At 64.2% G+C, this 16,702-nt stretch carries 14 protein-coding genes; 4 read left to right on the top strand and 10 right to left on the bottom strand.

Annotated features, from left to right (window positions below; translation table 11 throughout):
- Positions 1-133: 133 nt before the first annotated feature.
- A complete protein-coding gene (glnA, locus tag MTR72_RS17450; protein WP_341510744.1) occupies positions 134-1,564 on the bottom strand; it encodes a type I glutamate--ammonia ligase in 1,431 nt (476 codons plus the stop codon).
- A gap of 169 nt (positions 1,565-1,733) precedes the next feature.
- Positions 1,734-1,916 carry a hypothetical protein gene (locus MTR72_RS17445; RefSeq protein ID WP_280970735.1) on the bottom strand — a complete coding sequence of 61 codons (183 nt, stop codon included), beginning with the start codon at positions 1,914-1,916 and terminating at the stop codon, positions 1,734-1,736.
- Positions 1,917-2,144: 228 nt separating this feature from the next.
- Here MTR72_RS17445 and MTR72_RS17440 point away from each other — a divergent pair, with 228 nt between their 5' ends.
- Entirely contained in the window at positions 2,145-2,507 is a 363-nt protein-coding gene (locus MTR72_RS17440; RefSeq protein WP_280970968.1) for an SPW repeat domain-containing protein, read from the top strand.
- Positions 2,508-2,664: 157 nt separating this feature from the next.
- On the opposite strand, the gene MTR72_RS17435 is transcribed toward MTR72_RS17440, so the two are convergent.
- Entirely contained in the window at positions 2,665-3,987 is a 1,323-nt protein-coding gene (locus MTR72_RS17435) for an MFS transporter (protein WP_280970736.1), read from the bottom strand.
- A gap of 381 nt (positions 3,988-4,368) precedes the next feature.
- Here MTR72_RS17435 and MTR72_RS17430 point away from each other — a divergent pair, with 381 nt between their 5' ends.
- The gene (locus tag MTR72_RS17430; RefSeq protein WP_341510743.1) at positions 4,369-4,602 is read left to right on the top strand and encodes a DUF2171 domain-containing protein; all 234 of its coding nucleotides are present in this window, start codon (positions 4,369-4,371) and stop codon (positions 4,600-4,602) included.
- A 96-nt stretch (positions 4,603-4,698) separates the two neighbouring features.
- Entirely contained in the window at positions 4,699-6,981 is a 2,283-nt protein-coding gene (locus tag MTR72_RS17425; protein ID WP_280970737.1) for a ComEC/Rec2 family competence protein, read from the top strand.
- Between the two features lie 88 nt (positions 6,982-7,069).
- Here MTR72_RS17425 and MTR72_RS17420 read toward each other — a convergent pair whose 3' ends face one another.
- The 6 genes from MTR72_RS17420 to MTR72_RS17395 all read right to left on the bottom strand — a co-directional run bounded on the left by MTR72_RS17420 (position 7,070) and on the right by MTR72_RS17395 (position 12,284).
- Positions 7,070-7,501 carry a hypothetical protein gene (locus tag MTR72_RS17420; protein ID WP_280970738.1) on the bottom strand — a complete coding sequence of 144 codons (432 nt, stop codon included), beginning with the start codon at positions 7,499-7,501 and terminating at the stop codon, positions 7,070-7,072.
- A gap of 294 nt (positions 7,502-7,795) precedes the next feature.
- Positions 7,796-8,494 carry a transcriptional repressor LexA gene (gene lexA / locus MTR72_RS17415; RefSeq protein WP_280970739.1) on the bottom strand — a complete coding sequence of 233 codons (699 nt, stop codon included), beginning with the start codon at positions 8,492-8,494 and terminating at the stop codon, positions 7,796-7,798.
- A gap of 175 nt (positions 8,495-8,669) precedes the next feature.
- Complete coding sequence (locus MTR72_RS17410) at positions 8,670-9,881, bottom strand: molybdopterin molybdotransferase MoeA (protein ID WP_280970740.1); 1,212 nt, start codon at positions 9,879-9,881, stop codon at positions 8,670-8,672.
- A 236-nt stretch (positions 9,882-10,117) separates the two neighbouring features.
- Positions 10,118-10,327, bottom strand: coding sequence for a hypothetical protein (locus MTR72_RS17405; RefSeq protein ID WP_280970741.1), 210 nt, complete (start codon positions 10,325-10,327; stop codon positions 10,118-10,120).
- 170 nt (positions 10,328-10,497) lie between these two features.
- Positions 10,498-11,121, bottom strand: coding sequence for an HAD-IA family hydrolase (locus tag MTR72_RS17400; RefSeq protein WP_280970742.1), 624 nt, complete (start codon positions 11,119-11,121; stop codon positions 10,498-10,500).
- A gap of 29 nt (positions 11,122-11,150) precedes the next feature.
- On the bottom strand, positions 11,151-12,284 hold the full coding sequence (locus tag MTR72_RS17395; protein WP_280970743.1) for an alpha-hydroxy acid oxidase: 1,134 nt from the start codon (positions 12,282-12,284) through the stop codon (positions 11,151-11,153).
- Between the two features lie 293 nt (positions 12,285-12,577).
- Between MTR72_RS17395 and MTR72_RS17390 the strand changes: the two genes are divergently transcribed.
- Positions 12,578-13,915 (top strand): S41 family peptidase, encoded by a 1,338-nt coding sequence (locus MTR72_RS17390; protein ID WP_280970744.1) that lies wholly within the window; start codon positions 12,578-12,580, stop codon positions 13,913-13,915.
- Here MTR72_RS17390 and MTR72_RS17385 read toward each other — a convergent pair.
- Entirely contained in the window at positions 13,912-16,629 is a 2,718-nt protein-coding gene (locus MTR72_RS17385; protein WP_341510742.1) for a bifunctional diguanylate cyclase/phosphodiesterase, read from the bottom strand. The two genes, MTR72_RS17390 and MTR72_RS17385, sit on opposite strands and share 4 nt — an antisense overlap.
- Positions 16,630-16,702 lie beyond the last annotated feature (73 nt).

The following is a 16,702-nucleotide window of genomic DNA, read 5'->3' as shown; positions in this document are numbered from 1 at the left end:
TAAGTAAGCTGCGCACAATCCTGGCCGATCCCTCTGTTCTTGCGTGGCTGCGCCGGGGCTGTGCCTGGACAGGGGGTACGAGGCGAACATGTATTTTCGTCCACCGTGGACGATCCCACAGTGAGGACCGCCGCTAGATGTCGTAGTAAAGATGGAACTCGTAAGGATGCGGTCGCAGCCGGATCGCATCGACTTCCTTCTTTCGCTTGTAGTCGAGCCAGGTCGCGATCACATCGGCGGTGAAGACGTCGCCGCGCAGAAGGAATGCGTGGTCGCGCTCGAGCGCGTCGAGCGCCTGATCCAGCGATCCCGGTGTCGACTTCACCTCCTTGGCTTCGGCGGGTGGCAGGTCGTAAAGATTTTTGTCGATGGGGCTGCCCGGATCGATCCGGTTATCGATACCGTCGAGGCCCGCCATCAGCATTGCGGCAAAGGCCAGGTAGGGATTGCAGGAGGGATCGGGCGAACGAAACTCGACGCGCTTTGCCCGTGGATTTGGCGAGTACATTGGAATCCGGCAGCAGGCCGAGCGATTGCGCTGGGAGTAGACTAGGTTGATGGGAGCCTCATAGCCCGGCACCAGACGCCGATAGGAGTTGGTCGTCGGGGCGCAAAGCGCGCACAACGCCCAGGCGTGGTTCAGGAGCCCGCCGATGTAATAGCGGCCGAGCTGGCTCAATTCGGCGTAGTCACCCTTGTCGTAGAACAGGTTGGTGTCGCCCTTCCACAGCGACTGGTGAACATGCATGCCCGAGGCGTTGTCCTCGAACAGCGGTTTCGGCATGAAGGTCGCGGTCTTGCCGTGCTGATGCGCAGTATTCTTCACCACATATTTGTAGATCATCAAATTGTCCGCCATGCGGGTGAGGCTCGTGAAGCGCATGTCGATTTCGTTTTGGCCGCCGGTTGCGACCTCGTGGTGATGAGCTTCGATCTGGATACCGAGTTGTTCCATGGTCAGCACCATTTCGGTGCGTAGCGCCTGCATGCTGTCGGTCGGAGGAACGGGAAAATATCCCTCCTTCGGGCGCGGCTTGTGCCCGAGATTCGGCGCTTCCTCCGCGCCGGTGTTCCAGCTCCCTTCGCCGGAATCGATCTCGTGCATGGCATAGTTGATGCCTTGACCGTAGCGCACGTCGTCGAAGACGAAGAACTCCGCCTCCGGGCCGAAGTAGCTCGTGTCGGCGCGCCGAGTGCCCTTGAGATAGGTTTCAGCCTTCTGGGCGATGTAGCGAGCATCCCGGCTATAGGATTGGCCGGTCACGGGGTCGCGGATGTTACAGATGAGGACCAGCGTCTCTGCCGGACTATAGGGGTCGACGAAGGCCGTCGCTGGATCGGCGACGACCAGCATGTCGCTTTCCTGAATCTCCTGAAAGCCGCGGATCGATGAGCCGTCGAACCCGATGCCCTCCTCGAGCGCATCAACGCTCACCGCGCTCGGCGGGACGGAAAAATGTTGCCATACCCCCGGCAGGTCAGTGAACCGCAGATCGATCATCTGGACCTTCTCGTCCTTGATCGCCTTCACGAGATCTTCGGCTGTTGCACATTTCGGAAACATGGCTCGCTCCCAGCATCATTGAGGTGCACGTCTTGCGGGTCGCGTTGCCGTTCAGCCGCAGCCGAACGGCTTGCGACGGATTGTGGTCCATATTCTGTGTTGCCGCCCCTCCAACCTCAATCCGGTTTGGCGGCATTTGCAGTCAGGCGGCTACGCACGCCGGCTGCTTTCAGCTTTGGTGAGGTCCGCGCATCAGCTTCATGGCGTCCTCGATATGCCGCCAGGTCTTGGCAAGCTCGAGATCGCCCTTTGCCTCGAGATCGATCGCGTTCCGGGCTGCTTCCGCAATGGCCTTGGGGCCATGTGCTTCCAGCAACTGCCGCGCATAGTCGTGGATTTCGATTTCTCGCATGGCGTCACTTCCCTCTTGTCCGGGCGCCACGCGAACTCGGTGGGGCCGGGAACGATAGACGTCGACACCTGTCAAGCGCAGCTAGTCTGCATCCTGGTGCAGCGCACTCGCAAGGGCCCTTTCCGGGGCATGGGCCGCAGCTTCAGTAGCGGCAACACCTGCGCGGGTTGGAGGGATGTATTTTCTCGGCTGCCTCCCCACTTAACTGGGAGAGAGGAGGTGAGCATCATGCGCATCCAACATTGGCAAGACGCTGCCAGCCTCCTGGTGGGCCTGTGGCTGGTCCTTTCGTCCTTTATCCTCGGCTTGTCCGGGGCGGCTGTCTGGGTCTCCATCGTGCTCGGGCTCGGCGTCATGCTGTTTGCCATCGAGGCATTTGTCGTCCCATCCTATCTGGAAGAGTGGGGAGAGATGCTGCTGGGCCTGGCTTTGCTGCTGGCACCTTGGACCATTGGTTATGAGTCGGTATCGGCCACGGTGAGCAGCGTAGCGTCCGGCATAGTGGTGATCCTGCTCGCTGTCTGGGAGTTGATGACCGATCGCGACTTCAGCACCTGGTGGCACGATCGCTGGCATCACCTGGCCGGCTGAGGAGAGGTGTTAGCCGAGCGTTTTGCAGACCGCTATCTGCTGGCGGTCGGGGGCTCGAAGTCGACCCGCTCGGGCGCGGCGCCGAGGGGAACGATCGTCACTGCGCGCAGACACGTCTCCGGTGCAGGGCCATGCGGTCCTGCACCGGATCAACCCATCACAATGCGGCTCTCGGCTCGATCGGCTGCCAGATGCTGATTTTGCGCGTCTCCGGCATCAGGAAGACGGCAAGCACGAAGCACACCGCGGGAACTACGATCGGGTAAATCAGCGCGTAGCCGACGCTGCCGGTCGCAGCGAATGCCGCCGACGTAATGAACGGCACCAATCCGCCACCCCAGCCATTGCCGATGTGGTACGGCACTGAGACCGATGTGTACCTGATCCTGGCGGGGAAGAATTCCGCCAAAAACGCGCCGACCGGCCCATACACCATCCCGACATAGCAAACGAGGATGAAGATGATGAAGCTCGCGACCGGATAGTTGATGTTTCCGGGCTGCGTGACCGCCCCCAGCCACAGATAGAGCGGATAATACGTGATCGCAGCGAGCAGCATGCCGCCGAGTATCACAGGCTTGCGGCCGATCAGATCCGACAGCCAGCCAAAGAAGATCAGGCTCGGCGTTGCAATAAGCAGGGCTGCTCCCACGATGTAAGAGGAGGTCAGCGCGTCCACCTTGGAGACCTGCTGCAGGAAATACAGCGCCCAGAACTGACCGCTGTACCAGACCACGCCCTGTCCGATCAGGACCACAATTGCGATCCCGATATATTTGATGTTCGAGCTGAGGAAGGCCTCCTTCCAGGGATTCCTCGTCATCTGGCCACGGGACCTGATCTCCTGGAAGATCGGTGTCTCCTGGAGCTGGAGCCGTATGTAGATCGCAATCGCCACCAGCAGGAAGGACACCAGGAACGGAACGCGCCACGCCCATTCGTCGAAGGCCTGGTTGCCGGCATATGTCCGCGTGAGGATGATGACGGCCAGCGACACCACGATCCCGAGAGTAGGCGAGGTCTGCAGCCAGCCGGTATAGTAGCCGCGCCGATCGTCCGGCACATGCTCGGCCACATAGGTGATGGCGCCACCATATTCGCCGCCCAGGCACAGGCCCTGGATCATGCGCAGGCCGAAGAGCACGAAGGCGGCCGTTAGACCAATCGACTGGTAGGTCGGGATCAACCCGATCGCTCCCGTGCCGAGTCCCATTCCGCTGAGGGTAATGAGAAAGGTATACTTGCGGCCGACCCGGTCTCCCATCCATCCGAACAGGAAAGCCCCCAGCGGACGGATGAGAAATCCTGCCGTAAAGAGCGCGATCGTGCTGAGGAGGGCTGCAACCGGGTGGGATTGCTCGAAGAACTTGACCGATAGAACTGCGGCCAGGCTGCCAAAGATATAGAAATCATACCATTCGATGATGTTTCCCACCGACGCAGCGATGATCACGCGGCGAAAATCGCTCGGTACCTGCATGTGCGACTCCTATGGTTTCAAAACGTCTCCTCGCTTGTTTCAGCGGTCGATCTTCTCGCGGAGAGCGTGATGCGCGGCGTTGCAGGCGCCAATTCAAAAAGTTGCGTCGGCAACGTCTGATCTCAGGCGCGCTTTGCGCCACCTGAGCTCCGGCGGCCTTAGAACCGCGAGCCACCCCTGCCTTGCCCATCTGTCGGGGAGGCGGGGAACCGTAGTGTAGTCCCACCACGGGCCGACAACTTATGAGACTTTCGGCTCAATTTGACCACGGGACGTTTTGCGAAAGCGATCGCAAGGGCTCGAATTCTCCGCGACTTCTGGTGGAGCGGCGAACGGAAAAGCGTCTCAGGCGTTGTGAGGGATCCAGAAAGGGGTCCGATCATGCAGACGATCGCAGAGCATATGGAAGTCATCGGCGCCGACGGCGTCCACATCGGCACCGTCGACCGGGTCGAGGGCAACCGCATCAAATTGACCAAGAAGGACAGCGGCGAGGGCAGCCACAAGGGCCATCATCATTTCATCGACAAGGGCCTGGTCGCCGACATCGAGGGCAATAAGGTGCGGCTCTCCGCCAAGGCAGCGGTGGCCGTGACGATGGAAGAGGAAAAGTAGGGGCTCCCCCGGTCCGTTCCTGATCCGTACCGCTATTCGGGCGCCTGCACGTTCCGGTAGCCTCCGCCCCCATCGCGTATCGCAAGGTGCAGGGGAATGGCGGAGCCGGGCCGGCCAGTGCGGTCCCAGGGGGTAGTAGCCGGAACGTGGCCGGTCGGCCGCGCCGCACCAGCCGGTGGCCTGGTGCCGGCGGACCTCGGCCGCTGGTCGTTGCTTGCGGACACATTGCGGGCCTGGGCGCGTGCCGAAGCGGGCGCGGGGCGGCTGCTGCCGTGGGTGCCCGTGGCGTTCGGCACCGGCATCGCGCTCTATTTCGCTGCCGATCACGAGCCGGTGCTCTGGGCGACCGCGACCATGGCCTTGCTGCTGATGGTTGGCGCCGTTCTGTTGCGCCGCAGCCGGCTATTTGTCGTGGCAATCATGGTCGCCGCCGCAGCGGCCGGTTTTGCCATGGCGACCTGGAAGACCGCGCGCATCGCGCACACCGTGCTGGCAAAGCCGCTCTATTCCGTGTCGTTGTCGGGCTTCGTCGAGACCCGCGACATCCGCGAGCGCACCGACCGTTTCGTGCTGCGCGTCACCGGCATGGAGGCCCAGCGCAGCGACGTCACGCTCGAACGCGTCCGCCTCTCGGTGCGCAAGGGCACTGCGCCCGAAGTCGGCAGCTTCGTGCAGTTGAAGGCGCGGCTGATGCCGCCGCTCTCGCCCCTGCGTCCCGGCAGCTACGATTTCTCCCGCGACATGTTCTTCCAGGGTATCGGCGCCTCCGGCTTCGTGATGGGTACGATCACGGCTTCCGCGCCGCCCGACGGCGGAGGCTTGCGACTGCGCTATGCAGCCTTCATGCAGGGGCTGCGCGATGCCATCGATGCGCGCATCCGCGCCACGCTCGACGGCGACAATCGCGCGATCGCCACTGCGCTGCTCACCGGCCGGCGCGATGCGATCACCACGCCGGTGAACGATGCCATGTTCATCTCCGGCCTCGGCCATGTGCTCTCGATTTCGGGTTATCACATGGCGGTCGTCGCCGGCGTCGTCTTCTTCGCGATCCGCGCATTGCTCGCGCTGATCCCGGGTCTGGCCGTCAGCTTTCCGATCAAGAAGTGGTCGGCCGCTGCCGCGCTCGTCGCCGCGGCGTTCTATCTGTTGCTCTCCGGCGCGGAGGTCGCGACCCAAAGATCGTTTTTCATGACCGCAGTGGTGCTGATCGCGGTCATGGTCGATCGCCGAGCCATCACGTTCCGCACGCTGGCGGTGGCCGCGCTGATCGTGCTTGCGGTCGCGCCGGAGGCGCTGGTGCATCCGAGCTTCCAGATGTCGTTTGCGGCAACGCTTGGGCTGGTTGCGCTGGTGCAGATCGGCATGCCGAACCTGTTTGCCTCACCCGATCATTCGGCGACGGCGCGGATTGCGCTGTGGGGCGGCCGTGAGATCGCCATGCTGTTCCTGGCCTCGCTGATCGCGGGCTTTGCGACCACGCCCTATGCCGCCTTCCACTTTCACCGCGTCACGCCGTTCGGTGTGCTCGCGAACCTCGCGGCGATGCCGGTGGTCTCGGCGCTGGTGATGCCGGCCGGGCTGTTGGGATTGATCGCAGCGCCGTTCGGGCTCGACGGCGTGTTCTGGTGGCTGATGGGTGTCGGCATCGACTGGATGGTCGTGGTCGCGCAGTGGGTTGCGAATCTTCCGGGCGCGGTCGGCCGCATTGCCGCTTTCGGCATCGCCCCGCTGATCGCGGCGAGCATCGGCATCGTCCTGATGGGCCTGTTGCGCACGCCCTTGCGCTGGACCGGTGCGCTCGTGCTGGTCGCAGCGATTGTGTGGGCGGTGTCCGTGCGCCAGCCGGACGTCCTGATCGCAGGCGACGGGCGTAACATCGCAGTGCGCGGCAGCGACGGCCGCTTGCATCTCATCGCGGCGAACAAGGACGCGTTCCTCGCCAAGGAGTGGCTTGCGGCCGATGCCGATCCGCGCAGCGCCGGTGATGCATCGCTCGGTAGCGGCGTGTCATGCGACGAATCCGGATGCGTGACCCCGCTCGCCGACGGCCGCCTGATCGCGCTGGCGCTGCGCGTGGATGCGCTCTCGGATGATTGCAGCCGGGCTGCGCTGGTGGTGACAGCGAGACCCGCGCCGCCCGATTGTGCGGCGATGGTGGTCGACCGGGATCGTCTCATGAGCCAGGGCGGCTTGGCGCTCGCGCGCCGCGGCGACGGCTTTGCGGTGCAGGCGGTGAGGGCGAGGGGCGCAAATCGCCCCTGGTCGCCGGCAATCGCCGGCGATGGCTATTATGAACCAAACCTCGCGCCACGGCCGGCCGCACCGCGCTCCAGGGACGCAACGCCGTCGGAGGCCGACCTTCAGGTCGAGGACTGACGCATGATCCGGAAAAGTGTGTAGCGTTTTTCCCTTCGCGACAAACGCGGAATGCGTTTGCGCGGAGATCATGCTCAAATATTACGCGTCAGCCGATCGGCAGGCGCGTAACGGTCGGCTGCGGCCTGTCAGCGGCGACTTGCGGCTTGTGCTCACCGGCCGGCTGGGTCACCGGCAATTGCAGCACGGTTGCGCGCTGGCCTTCGACGAGCTGCGTCACCAGCACATATTTGCCGTCGGGGAATTCGATCGCGTCATGATGGCGATCGGGAATGTGCGGATCGACTTTGCCGAACTTGCCGACGCGGGAGTTGATGGTGCGCGTCCAGATCCAGCGATTGTCGTAGCGGACGTTGTCGGCGAAGGCGAGCTCCGTTCCCGGCAGCAGGCAGACCGCGACGGAGAGATCGGCTTCCGAAGCGAAGCCGCGCGTCGAGGTGCCGCGGAAGGTTGTCGTGACGATCGTCTCACCGACCTGGGCGGGACGGGTCGCGACGGCATGCAGGCTGTAGTCACACATCGCAAGTGCTCCTCATAAGAGATAGCGACCCGTGCCCCCGGAGGCCCAGGCCTCTATCAGGAAGGCTCCGATGATATGCGATGTTGAGGGCAAATCTGCGACTTGCGTGCAGACCTGCCGATCACATTATCTTTTCTGCGTTGAGCAAGAGCCTTTGGAACAAAGCAGGCTCGTGCGAATTTTCTTCTGTTGCGCTCGTCGAGATCAATCCTGAATTCACCGGCGCTGCACAACACGCGGCGGAGGTCGATTGCTCCACGCGACTTGCATCGGCTCACGCCTCGCCGAAGACGCTCAGTATTTCCGGTACAGCCCGATCAGCTTGCCCTGAATCTTTACGCGGTTCGGCGGCAGGATGCGCACCTCGTAGGCCGCATTGGCCGGCTCGAGCGCGATCGAGGCGCCGCGCCGGCGGAAGCGTTTCAGGGTCGCTTCCTCGTCGTCGATCAGGGCCACCACGATGTCGCCGGTGTCGGCGCTCTCGTTGCGCTGGATCAGCGCCATGTCGCCGTCGAGGATGCCGGCCTCCACCATCGAATCGCCGCGCACTTCGAGCGCGTAATGCTCGCCCGAGCCGAGCATGTCCGGCGGTACGCTGATGGTGTGGCTGCGGGTCTGCAAGGCCTCGATCGGCGTGCCCGCCGCGATGCGGCCCATCACGGGCACAGCGACCGGACGTTCACCCTCGTCCACGGGGGCGCTGGAGCCGCGTACCTTACCGAGATTGCCTTCGATGACGCTCGGCGTGAAGCCGCGCCGATTGCCGGCCGCGGCCTGAAGCTCGGGCAGCTTGATCACTTCGATGGCGCGGGCACGATTGGGCAGGCGGCGGATGAAGCCGCGCTCCTCGAGTGCGGTGATCAGGCGATGGATGCCCGACTTCGAGCGCAGATCGAGCGCGTCCTTCATCTCGTCGAAGGAGGGCGGCACGCCGCTTTCCTTCAGGCGTTCGCTGATGAACCGCAGAAGCTCGTATTGTTTGCGCGTTAACATCTCGACCAAATCCCCCGGTTGATGTCGTTCGATTCCGAGACGCTGAAGTTAGCGGCGCACCGCTAGATGCTCGAAACAAATCATGAACGGACACTATATGTTCGATATGTGTTCCGCAACTGCTTAATTTTGCGTGAACACGATAAACTTCGCGGAACACGCGCGGCCGGCTCGTTCAAGCGGGCAGCCGCAACACCTCGCAGGGCGCGCCTGCTTCGGCCTTCGGCGCGAACGGCGGCCGCACGAGAAGTGCCTGTGCCGCAGCGAGATTTGCAAGCAGAGAAGAGTCCTGATTGTTGACGGGAACCGCGACCAGCGTGCCGTCGTCGCGCTCTTCGAGGCGCACGCGAAGATAGTCCTCGCGCATGTCGTTGGCGGCGAGCTCGCCCCCGACTACGGCGCGCTCGCGGCGGTGGTGAACGGGCTGACGGCCCGCAAGCGCGCGAATCAACGGCACCATGAACAGGAAGGCGCAAACGTAAGACGAGACCGGATTGCCGGGCAGGCCGATCACGCGCATCGCGCCGAGATGGCCATGCATCATCGGCTTGCCCGGCCGCATCGCGATCTTCCAGAACGCCATCGCAATGCCCTCGGCCTTGAGCGCCTGCTGGACCAGATCGTGATCGCCGACCGACGCACCGCCGGTCGTGATCAGGACGTCGGCGCCGGTTTCGCGGGCGGAGCGGATACCGGCGGTGGTGGCCTCCAGGGTGTCGGCGGCGATCCCAAGGTCGATCGTGTCGGCGCCCTCCCGGCGCGCCAGCGCGTGGATCGCATAGCCGTTGGAATAGACGATCTGGCCGGGGCCGGGTGTTGTGCCCGGCATCACCAGCTCATCGCCGGTGGCGAGGATTGCGACCTTCGGGCGGCGGCGGACGGGAAGGTCAGGATGGTTCATACCGGCGGCGAGGGCCAGGCTTCGCTCGGTGAGGCGGGCGCCTGCCCGTAGCAGCACGTCGCCCTCGGAAAAGTCGACGCCGGCGCGCCGGATATGCCGTCCGGCGACGGCGGCCTCCTTGATCGTGATGCGCTTGCCGTCCGCGACCGTGTCCTCCTGGATCACGACGGCATCTGCGCCGTTGGGAATCACGCCGCCGGTGAAGATCCGGACCGCCTCGCCGGCACCCAGCGTTGGCGCGAACGGCCGGCCCGCCGCGACCTCGCCGATCACGCTGAGCTGCGCATCGACCTTGGCCGCATCGCTCGCGCGCACGGCATAGCCGTCCATCGCCGACATTGCCTGGGGGGGCTGCGTACGCCGGGCGGTGACGTCGCGTGCCAGTACGCGGTGAAAGGCGCCTTCCAGCGCGATCATCTCTTCGGATAGCGGCTCCACGCCGGCCAGCACCGCGGCAAGCGCGTCAGAAACCGGCATCAGGGCCACGGGCGAAATCTCCTGCTTGGCAAGTCGATTGGCAAATCGAACCGTCTCGGCGTCAAGGGTTCTAGCCGAGCGCGTGCGCCGAAGCAAAACCCGGCGTCCGGACGAACGATCGTGCCGGCTTCTACGCTTGTGAGATGATTGGATTCAGGTCCGGTGCGACATGATCTGGATGACGCTGCAGACTGGCACCCGCGCAGCGATCGCAAGAACGAAAGCAACAAGGGCCATGGTCAACATCAATCCGCTCCCGTCGGCTCGTTCCGACTAGCATCCTTGGCCACATCGGGCGCGTTGGGACTTTGATCCTTGTCGGGCAGGGGATCGGCCTGCGATTTCAGATCGGCGGCCTTGCTAATCAGCTTGGCTGAGAGATCCGAGTCCGACGTGGTTCTGGCGAATTCGAGCAGGAGAGAGGCTTGCTTGGTGAGGTAGGCTTTACCCAACACGACGATCAGTCCGATGTAGAAATCCCCGACGAACTCAAGAGTCCGGAATCAGGCATTCCGTTCCAGGAACTCTGCACAAAAATGCACAAAGTGATTTGGTTCCTCGTCGCGGGCCGATGGGTTCCCGTGAACGTCGGCAGGATCAAGCAAAGCCACCAGAACGCCGGCCCTCAGATCCCCAGCGCCGTCAGCGCATGTCCGACGTCGGTGGGCGAGGTCACGTGTACCGCCGTCAGTCCGCGCGCCCGCGCCCCTTCGATGTTCTCGGCGAGGTCGTCAAAGAAGACGATCCGCTCGGCCGGCACGCCGATGGCGCCCACCACATGGTCGAAGGCTTCGGCGTCCGGTTTGCGCAGACCGATGCTGGACGACAGGTACAGCTCGCGGAAATGGCCGAGCAGGTCGGCATATTCCTTCGAGAAATAGTCCACATGCGGCTGGTTGGTATTGGAGAAGGCGTACAGCGGCATGTGCTTCGCCGCACGCGGCAACAGCTCCGCGATGTCGGGCATCTCCCCCGTGAACACCGCGTTCCAGCCCTCCAGGAACTGCGCGTCCGAAAGGCTGATGCCGAGCGATGAGCGCAGCGAGTCGAAATATGCCGCGTCACTGAGCTTGCCGACTTCGTGCAGCTTGTAGGCCTCGTCACGCACATAGCGCGCGACGATGGCCTCGGGCTTGCAGCCGGCATGTCCCGCCCAGCAGGCGATCGTCCTGGAGAAATCGATGTCGAGCACGACGCGCCCGAGATCGAAGAGGAGGGCATCCGCGCTGCCGGGAGAGAGCGATGTCATTGCGTCCTTTCAGGTCAGTATCGGCAAGATCAATACCGATAGGGCTCGATGTCGAGCAGCGGAAATGCGCTGAACACGCTGGGCGCGTTGGTGGCGGTCGCCGGATGCAGGCAGGACTTGTCGATCTCGGCGAAGGAGGTGGCGCCCAAGAGGCCGAGGCAGCGCAGCACTTCGTCCTCCAACAGCTCCAGCATCCGCGTCACGCCAGCTTCGCCCGCGGCCGCCAGCGCCCAGCATTGCAGCCGGCCGATGCCGACCATGTCGGCGCCCGCCGCGATCGCCTTGACGATGTCGGTGCCGCGGCAGATGCCGCCATCGACCATGATCTTGGCGCGTCCTTTCACTGCCTCGACGATTTCGGGCAGCACATGCATGGCGCCGCGGCCGTGATCGAGCTGGCGGCCGCCATGGTTGGAGACGTAGATCCATTCGACGCCGTGATCGAGCGCGATCAACGCATCCTCGGCGGTGGCGATGCCCTTGAGGATCAGCGGGATCTTGAACTTGTCCTTGATCATCTTCACGGTCCGCCACTCCAGCCCCTTCTGGAAGTCGCCACCGGTGGCGCGCAGGCGGCTCTCGCGAACATAGCGTTTGGCGATGTCACGCTCACGGCGGCTGTAATGGGCGGTGTCGACGGTCAGGCAAAAAGCGGCATAGGTGTTCTTCACGGCCCGGCTGACGACATCCTCGACGAAGGCGTCGTCGCCGCGGACATAGAGCTGATAGAAGCGTAGCGCACCGGGCGCGGCCTCGGCAGTCTTTTCCAGGCCCGGGTCGGATACCGAGCTCAGCATATGCGCTGCCCCGAACGCGCCGGCGCCGCGCGCCACGCTGGCCGCGCCATGCGGATCGAAGATCTCGAGCGCTCCGACCGGCGCCAGGACGACCGGCAGGCGCATCTTCCGGCCGAACAGCTCGACGGAACCGTCGACTTTGCGGACATCGCGCAGAACGCGCGGCCGGAACGCGATCTCGTCGAGCGCCATGCGGTTGCGGCGCATGGTGGTCTCGGTCTCGGCGGCGCCGACGATGTAGTCCCAGGCGTTCTGGTTGAGGTTGGAGCGCGCCTTCCGGATAAATTCGTGCAGGTTCTGGAACGGCTCGTTGCTGGCGCCGAGTTCGACGTTCCGTTCCGGCCGGATGCGGGGCGCTTCGTTCATTGTTATCCTCCCGAGAATTTGAAGCCTTAAGTCATCGCCTATCCCGTTCGGCCCTCCAAAACCATCCTAAAATCGCATAGCTGCGAAGCGTGGTCCGGCGGCCGATTCTCGCATTGCGCGAAACGGTTTCGGAACGTTGCCAAAAATTTAGGCCGGCACGAAGCGGATTTTGCGGTGTACCCGCCGGCGTGTCAGGCCGGCCTTGAAGAAACCAGAATGGTGTTGTGAGAAGCGGGTTGGATCGCCATTTGCATGGCGCCTGCCAACCGCCAGCGAAAAAGGCCAATCAATCCATGCGGAAAACCCTGCTGTTTCCCCTCGGCGCGCTCACCGGCGCGTGTCTGACCCTTCTGATGACCGGTCCGCAGGGCGGACACTGGGCGGCGAGGGCGGCGGCGAGCGTGGACGACGCCTATTCCCAGCTTAACCTGTTCGGCGAGGTCTTCGAGCGTGTAAAGGCGACCTATGTCGAGAAGCCCGACAACGCCAAGCTGATCGAGGGCGCGATCACGGGGATGGTGACCTCGCTCGATCCGCATTCGCGCTACATGAACGACAAGTCCTGGACCGAGATGCAGGAGACCACCTCCGGCGAGTTCGGCGGCCTCGGCATCGAAGTCACCATGGAGGACGGCCTGGTCAAGGTCGTCTCTCCGATCGACGACACGCCGGCCTCCAAGGCCGGCATCCTGTCCGGCGACCTGATCAGCAAGATCGATGGCGAGGCCGTGCAGGGCATGACGCTCGAGCAGGCCGTCAACAAGATGAAGGGGCCGGTCGACACCAAGACCAAGCTGACCATCGTGCGCAAGGGCGCAGATGCTCCGCTCGACATCGCCATCACGCGCGAGATCATCCATGTGCGCCCGGTGCGATTCCATGTGGAGAACGGCGACATCGGCTATATCCGCGTCACCTCCTTCAACGAGCAGACCACCGACGGCCTCAAGAAGGCGATTGCCTCGATCTCCAAGGAGGTCCCGCAGGAGAAGCTCGCCGGCTACGTGATGGACCTGCGTAACAATCCGGGCGGATTGCTCGACCAGGCCGTCTCGGTGTCGAGCGCGTTCCTGCAGCGTGGCGAGGTGGTGTCGACCCGCGGCCGGAATCCGGAAGAGACCCAGCGCTTCACCGCGCATGGCGGCGATCTCACCAAGGGCAAGCCGCTGATCGTCCTGATCAATGGTGGCTCCGCCTCGGCCTCCGAGATCGTGGCCGGCGCGCTGCACGACCACAAGCGCGCGACGCTGATCGGCACGCGCTCGTTCGGCAAGGGCTCGGTGCAGACGATCATTCCGCTCGGCTCCGGTAATGGCGCGCTGGCGCTGACCACGGCGCGCTACTACACGCCGTCGGGCCGTTCGATCCAGGCCCAGGGCATCGCTCCCGACATCGAGATCCTCCAGGACGTGCCGGCGGAGCTGAAGGGCCGCGTCGACACCATGGGTGAAGCCTCGATGCGCGGCCATCTCTCCGCCGTCGGCGGCTCCGAGCAGACCGGTTCGCAGTCCTACGTTCCGCCGGAAGAGAAGGACGACAAGGCCCTGCATGCGGCCTACGACTTCCTGCACGGCGTTACGGTGAATGCGGCGGCTGCGAAGCCCGCGCCGAAGGCGGCGGTGCCGAACTAGCTCGCCTCGCGGCGGCGGCCCTGATGGCCGCCGCGCCGCGCGAGCCGGCTGCGGTGCAGCGCGAATAGCTCCAGGACCTTGTCGGCCGATTTCGCGGCGCTGAACAGATAGCCCTGCATCTCGGAGCAGCCGAGCGTGCGCAACAGGCGCTGCTGCTCCTCGGTCTCGACGCCCTCGGCCGTGGTGGTCATGCGGCGGGCGCTGGCGAGGTTGACGACGGCCTGCACGATGCTGGACGAGCCGTCGGGACCGGCGATGTCGTTGACGAAGCAGCGGTCGATCTTGATCTTGTCGAACGGGAAGCGGTGCAAGTAGCTCAGCGACGAGTAGCCGGTGCCGAAATCGTCGAGCGCGATGCGCACGCCGATCGCGCGGAGCTGGTGCAGGATCGCAAGCGCGGTCTCGTCGTCGCGGATCAGCACGGCCTCTGTGATCTCGAGCTCGAGCCGGCTCGCGGGCAGGTTGGACGCGGCGAGCGCCGCCATGATCTTCAGCGCCAGCGTGCCGCTCTTGAACTGTACCGGCGAGACGTTGACGGCGAGACGGATGTCGTCGGGCCAGCTCGCCGCGTCGCGGCAGGCGGTCGCCAGCACCCATTCACCGATCTCGTTGATCAGGCCGGTATCCTCCGCGATCGGGATGAACTCGGCCGGTGAGACCATGCCTCGTTCGGGATGGCGCCAACGCACCAGGGCCTCGCAGCCGGTGATGCGGTCGTCCTTCAGGCTGAGGCAGGGCTGGTAGTAGACCTCGAGGCCGCCATGGGCGATGGCGTGGCGCAGATCGATCTCGAGCTGCCGCCGTTCGCGCACGCATGCGTCCATCTCCGGTTCGAAGAAGCGATGGGTACGCCGGCCCGCAGCTTTGGCGGCGTACATCGCCATGTCCGCGTTCTTCAGGATCTGGTCCAGCGCCGTCCCGTGCCGCGGCGCCTGCGCAATGCCGATGCTGGCGTCGGTGGTGAGATGGTGGCCCATGCAGTCGAACGGCGTGCGGATCGCGGCGAAGACCCTCGCGACGAGATCGTTGACCTGGTCCACCGACGTCACCGCGCTCTGCACGATGGCGAACTCGTCGCCGCCGAGGCGCGCCACGAAATCGCCAGGCCCGGCGCAGCGGTCGAGGCTGGTCGCGACCGACTTCAGAAGCTCGTCGCCGACGAGATGGCCCAGCGCGTCGTTGACGCCCTTGAACTCGTCGATATCGATGTAGTGCACCGCGATCTCTTCGCCGTCGACGAGGCCGGACAGCGCCGCGCGCAGGTGCTCGTGGAACATAGCGCGGTTGGGCAGGTCGGTCAGCGCGTCGTAATGGGCGAGGTGCGTGATGCGCTCCTCGATGCGCCGCCGCTCGGTGATATCCTCGTGCGTCGCCACCCAGCCGCCATCCGCAAGCGGCTCGTTGAGGATCTGGATCGAGCGGCCGTCGGAGGTATCGATGACCATGGAATTGCGCAGGTGGATGTCGCGCAGCACCCGCGCGATATATTTGTCGACATCGCCGGTGAACGAGCCCGTAGCCTTGCGGTGCGCGATGATGTCGTGGAAACTGCAGCCGGGCTTCACGACCTCGGCCGACAATCCGTACATTTCGATGTAGCGCTCGTTGCAGACCACGAGGCGCTGCGACGCGTCGAACAGCAGGAGGCCCTGGCTCATGTTGTTCACGGCGCGGTCGAGGCGCTGCTTCTCCAGCGTCAGCCGCCCGCGCGAAAGGCGGTGCTGTTCCAGGAGCTTGCGCACGATCGCGATCAGCACGCCTGCGATGGCGAGCGCGGAGGCGGCTGCGACCGAGATCAGGATGCCGATCTGCTCGCGCCAGTCGGTCAATGCCGCCGCGCGCGTGGTGGTGGCCATCATCAGGATCGGGAAGTGGGGCAGGGCGCGCGCGGAGATCAGCCGGTCATCGCCGTCGACCGGACTGATGATGCGCCCGGCGAAGTGATCGAGCCCGAAGATCCTCTGCTGCTCGAACGGACCGGCTTTGAAATTCCTGCCCATCATTTCGCTCGAATGGGGATAGCGGGCGAGCAGCGTGCCGTCACGATGCAGCATCGATATCGTGGCGCCTTCGCCGAGGACCACGGTCTCGAAGAACTTCTCGAAATTGGCGGGCTCGATGCCGCGTCCGATGACTCCCATGAACTCGCCGTTCGGCCCTACAATCCCGCGGACGATCAGGATGGTCCAGGCGCCGGAGATACGGCTGTGCAACGGCTCGATCAGCACGTCCGGCGATTGGGGATCATACCTGAAGGTCCGGAAATAGGCGCGGTCGGCGACGTTGACCTTTGGAGCCGGCCACGCCGTCGACGAATTGATCACATTGCCGTCGGCATCGATGATGTTGATGCCGCCCATATAGGGCAGTGCCTCGATCTTCGAGCGTAGCATCCGGTGGATGTCCTGGCCGGAGAGGCGCTTGCGATAGTCCTCCGCGCTCGCGATGCCGGTCAGGCGCACGTGGTCGATGAAGTCCTTCTGGATGACCGCGAAATCCTGCAACTGCTGATCGAAATGATGGGCGAGCAACAGAGCGGTGTTTTCCAGCTCGCGGCCGCTGTTGCGCAGCGCGCGCTCGCGGAAGTTCTGTGCCATCAGTGTCGCGCCGATGGCAATGGCCGCGATCAGGAGTGCGCCGCCCACCACCAGCCAGCGGATCGGTCCGCTGCGGACGAATACCTGGTCGAGGAGGCGGCTGCGGTATCTCGTCATGATCTCGATCGCTGTCGTGCACACGCCAGGATCAGTGCTTGAGCCCGGAGACATCCGTTGGTTTACGGGAACG

Origin of the sequence: Bradyrhizobium sp. ISRA442 (assembly GCF_038085055.1) — a bacterium.
Classification (GTDB): domain Bacteria; phylum Pseudomonadota; class Alphaproteobacteria; order Rhizobiales; family Xanthobacteraceae; genus Bradyrhizobium.
This window is presented reverse-complemented; position numbering and strand designations above follow the sequence as displayed.

Bases quoted from the DNA above. Each gene is read 5' to 3' on its own strand.
- glnA (WP_341510744.1), bottom strand. From the start codon at position 1,564: ATGTTTCCGAAATGTGCAACAGCCGAAGATCTCGTGAAGGCGATCAAG.
- MTR72_RS17445 (WP_280970735.1), bottom strand. From the start codon at position 1,916: ATGCGAGAAATCGAAATCCACGACTATGCGCGGCAGTTGCTGGAAGCA.
- MTR72_RS17440 (WP_280970968.1), top strand. From the start codon at position 2,145: ATGCGCATCCAACATTGGCAAGACGCTGCCAGCCTCCTGGTGGGCCTG.
- MTR72_RS17435 (WP_280970736.1), bottom strand. From the start codon at position 3,987: ATGCAGGTACCGAGCGATTTTCGCCGCGTGATCATCGCTGCGTCGGTG.
- MTR72_RS17430 (WP_341510743.1), top strand. From the start codon at position 4,369: ATGCAGACGATCGCAGAGCATATGGAAGTCATCGGCGCCGACGGCGTC.
- MTR72_RS17425 (WP_280970737.1), top strand. From the start codon at position 4,699: ATGGCGGAGCCGGGCCGGCCAGTGCGGTCCCAGGGGGTAGTAGCCGGA.
- MTR72_RS17420 (WP_280970738.1), bottom strand. From the start codon at position 7,501: ATGTGTGACTACAGCCTGCATGCCGTCGCGACCCGTCCCGCCCAGGTC.
- lexA (WP_280970739.1), bottom strand. From the start codon at position 8,494: ATGTTAACGCGCAAACAATACGAGCTTCTGCGGTTCATCAGCGAACGC.
- MTR72_RS17400 (WP_280970742.1), bottom strand. From the start codon at position 11,121: ATGACATCGCTCTCTCCCGGCAGCGCGGATGCCCTCCTCTTCGATCTC.
- MTR72_RS17395 (WP_280970743.1), bottom strand. From the start codon at position 12,284: ATGAACGAAGCGCCCCGCATCCGGCCGGAACGGAACGTCGAACTCGGC.
- MTR72_RS17390 (WP_280970744.1), top strand. From the start codon at position 12,578: ATGCGGAAAACCCTGCTGTTTCCCCTCGGCGCGCTCACCGGCGCGTGT.
- MTR72_RS17385 (WP_341510742.1), bottom strand. From the start codon at position 16,629: ATGACGAGATACCGCAGCCGCCTCCTCGACCAGGTATTCGTCCGCAGC.